Annotated in this window: 2 protein-coding genes and 2 pseudogenes; 3 read left to right on the plus strand and 1 reads right to left on the minus strand. The window is 69.9% G+C overall.

The annotated features are described in order from the left end of the window. Positions 1–158, minus strand: a pseudogene (locus tag AOJ26_RS44800) (GntR family transcriptional regulator); the annotation flags it as partial. Positions 159–398: 240 nt separating this feature from the next. On the opposite strand from AOJ26_RS44800, the gene AOJ26_RS40550 reads away from it, so the two are divergent. From AOJ26_RS40550 to AOJ26_RS40560, 3 genes and pseudogenes are all read left to right on the plus strand, one after another. Beyond that, positions 399–1,370, plus strand: coding sequence for a 2-dehydropantoate 2-reductase (locus AOJ26_RS40550; RefSeq protein WP_053853331.1), 972 nt, complete (start codon positions 399–401; stop codon positions 1,368–1,370). A 347-nt stretch (positions 1,371–1,717) separates the two neighbouring features. Next, a pseudogene (locus AOJ26_RS45320) lies at positions 1,718–2,149 on the plus strand (molybdopterin dinucleotide binding domain-containing protein); the annotation flags it as partial. Between the two features lie 8 nt (positions 2,150–2,157). Next, positions 2,158–2,358 (plus strand): formate dehydrogenase accessory sulfurtransferase FdhD (locus AOJ26_RS40560; RefSeq protein WP_199828930.1); only part of this gene is annotated, 201 nt, incomplete at its 3' end.

Here is a 2,358-nt window from a genome sequence, read left to right on the forward strand (position 1 = left end):
CCCAGATGACCCGCCAGCTCACTCTCCACCAGATGCTGCCCCGGCTGAAGAGCACGCGTCGTGATCAGCTCCAACAACGCCCCGTACACACGATCACGCAACGGACCGGGACGCTCGAGCCTGGGCACCGTCCCGTACGGCAGTCCTGTCGTCGGCAACATCTCGGTCCCTCCCGCACAGCGTTGTCGCTGCAACTGAGAGCCAAGTATGAATTGGTTTTCGCCTACAGTCTACGGCGCACAACCAGCAAGCCCCCGGACCGCACCGGGGCGTAGCAGCAGCTCATCGCCTCAATGACGTCACGACTCTTGCTGACCGCTCTCTCCATCCTGTAGACAATATCCAGTCGACAAAGTCGGCAGTTCCTCGGTCACCCTCACCGAACGGAGCTTCCACCCATGAAAGTCGCAGTCCTCGGCGCCGGAGCCATCGGTGCCTACGTCGGCGCGGCACTGCACCGCGCCGGCGCCGACGTCCATCTCATCGCCCGCGGCCCGCACCTGGCGGCCATGCGGGAGCACGGCGTCCAGGTCCTGAGCCCGCGCGGTGACTTCACCGCCCGCGCCCACGCCACCGACGACCCGGCCGAAGTCGGCCCGGTCGACTACGTCTTCCTCGGTCTGAAGGCCAACTCGTACGCGGCGTGCGGGCCGCTCATCGAGCCCCTTCTCACCGACACCACCGCGGTCATCGCGGCGCAGAACGGCATTCCCTGGTGGTACTTCCACCGGCACGGCGGCCCGCACGACGGACACCGCATCGAAAGCGTGGACCCGGACGGCGCGGTCAGTGCGGTGCTCGCGCCCTCCCGGGCCATCGGGTGTGTCGTCTACGCGGCGACCGAGCTCGAAGGGCCGGGTGTCGTGCGGCACTTGGAGGGCACGCGGTTCTCCATCGGCGAGCCCGACCGCAGCATCTCACCCCGCTGCACGGCCTTCAGCGAGGCCATGCAGGCCGGCGGGCTCAAGTGCCCGGTGGAACCGAACCTGCGGGACGACATCTGGCTCAAGCTGCTGGGGAACATCTCCTTCAACCCCATCAGCGCGCTGGCCCGTGCCACCATGCGCCAGATGTGCCTGCACGGCGGCACCCGCAAGGTCATCGAGACCATGATGGCCGAGACGCTCGCGGTGGCCGAGACGCTCGGCTGCACCGTCGGTGTCTCCATCGAACGCCGTCTGGCGGGCGCCGAACGCGTCGGCGACCACCGCACCTCCACGCTCCAGGATCTGGAGCGCGGCAAGCCCCTGGAGCTCGACGTCCTGCTCACCGCCGTCATCGAGCTGGCGGAGATCACGGGTGTGGACGTGCCCACGCTCCGTACCGTCCACGCCCTCTCCGACCTCCTCGCGCTCCGGTCCGCCGCATGACGCAACCGGGCGTCCACGCCATCGGGTCGGGACCCCGGATCCGGCCGAACGCCGGCACCGGGGTCCCGATGGCCCACGCGATCGGTCGGGAGATCATCCGGGCGGGGCTGGCCGACCGGGAGTTCATCGAGCGCTCGACCTCCGGCTTCGAGGAGTACCGGCGGCTGGTCGAGCCGTGGACGGTGTCGCTCGCGGTGAAGGTGACGGGCGTACCGGCCGCTGCCGTCAGGGAGTTGGCGCAGGCCTGCGCACACGGCGAACCGTTGCGGCCGTTCGACGGTGCCGGGCCCGAGGAGGTCCGAGCACTGGGCAACCTGTCACTGCTGACAGGGCGCGGTCACGGCGACCGGGACCCGCGTATGCCCTTCCACCTGGTCGAGCACGCGCCTCCCGTCGATCTGACGGACGAGGCGTATCCGGTACGGCTCACCCGGGGACGCCGCCTGGACTCGTACAACCCCCGTGTGGTGAAGGGCGGTTCGGTGTCGTCGGTGCGGCGGGCCGAGTGTGTCGAGCTGAGCCCGGAGGACGCCGAGCGTTACGGCGTGGTGGTCGGCGAGGAGGTGCGGGTCGCCACCCGGCGGGGATCCACGGCGGCTCCGGTGTGGGTGGATCCGGCGCTGCGGCCCGGGCTGGCGTTCATGACGTCCCGTCCGCCGGACGGGCCGGGCGCCGAGCAGAGGGCGGAGAGAGCAGGCAGTCCGATCGCGGGGACCGTGGAGTTCGAGGCGGCGGCGATCCGGATCGAGAAGATGCCCGTCGTGGCGACGCGGAGGTGAGACCGGGCATGGGACGAGTCACGGAACGACGCAAGGTGATCCGCATCCGCGACGGGGCCATCTCCACCCGCCCCGACACCCTCGTCACCGAGGAACCACTCGAGATCCGCCTCAACGGCAAACCCCTCGCCATCACCATGCGCACCCCCGGCGACGACTTCGCCCTCGCCACCGGCTTCCTCGTCAGCGAAGGCGTCCTCGCCCACCAA

Origin of the sequence: Streptomyces sp. NRRL B-24085, from assembly GCF_001282115.1 — a bacterium.
In the GTDB taxonomy this organism is placed as follows: domain Bacteria; phylum Actinomycetota; class Actinomycetes; order Streptomycetales; family Streptomycetaceae; genus Streptomyces.

Coding starts and splice junctions, on each gene's coding strand:
- AOJ26_RS40550 (WP_053853331.1), top strand. CDS start 399: ATGAAAGTCGCAGTCCTCGGCGCCGGAGCCATCGGTGCCTACGTCGGC.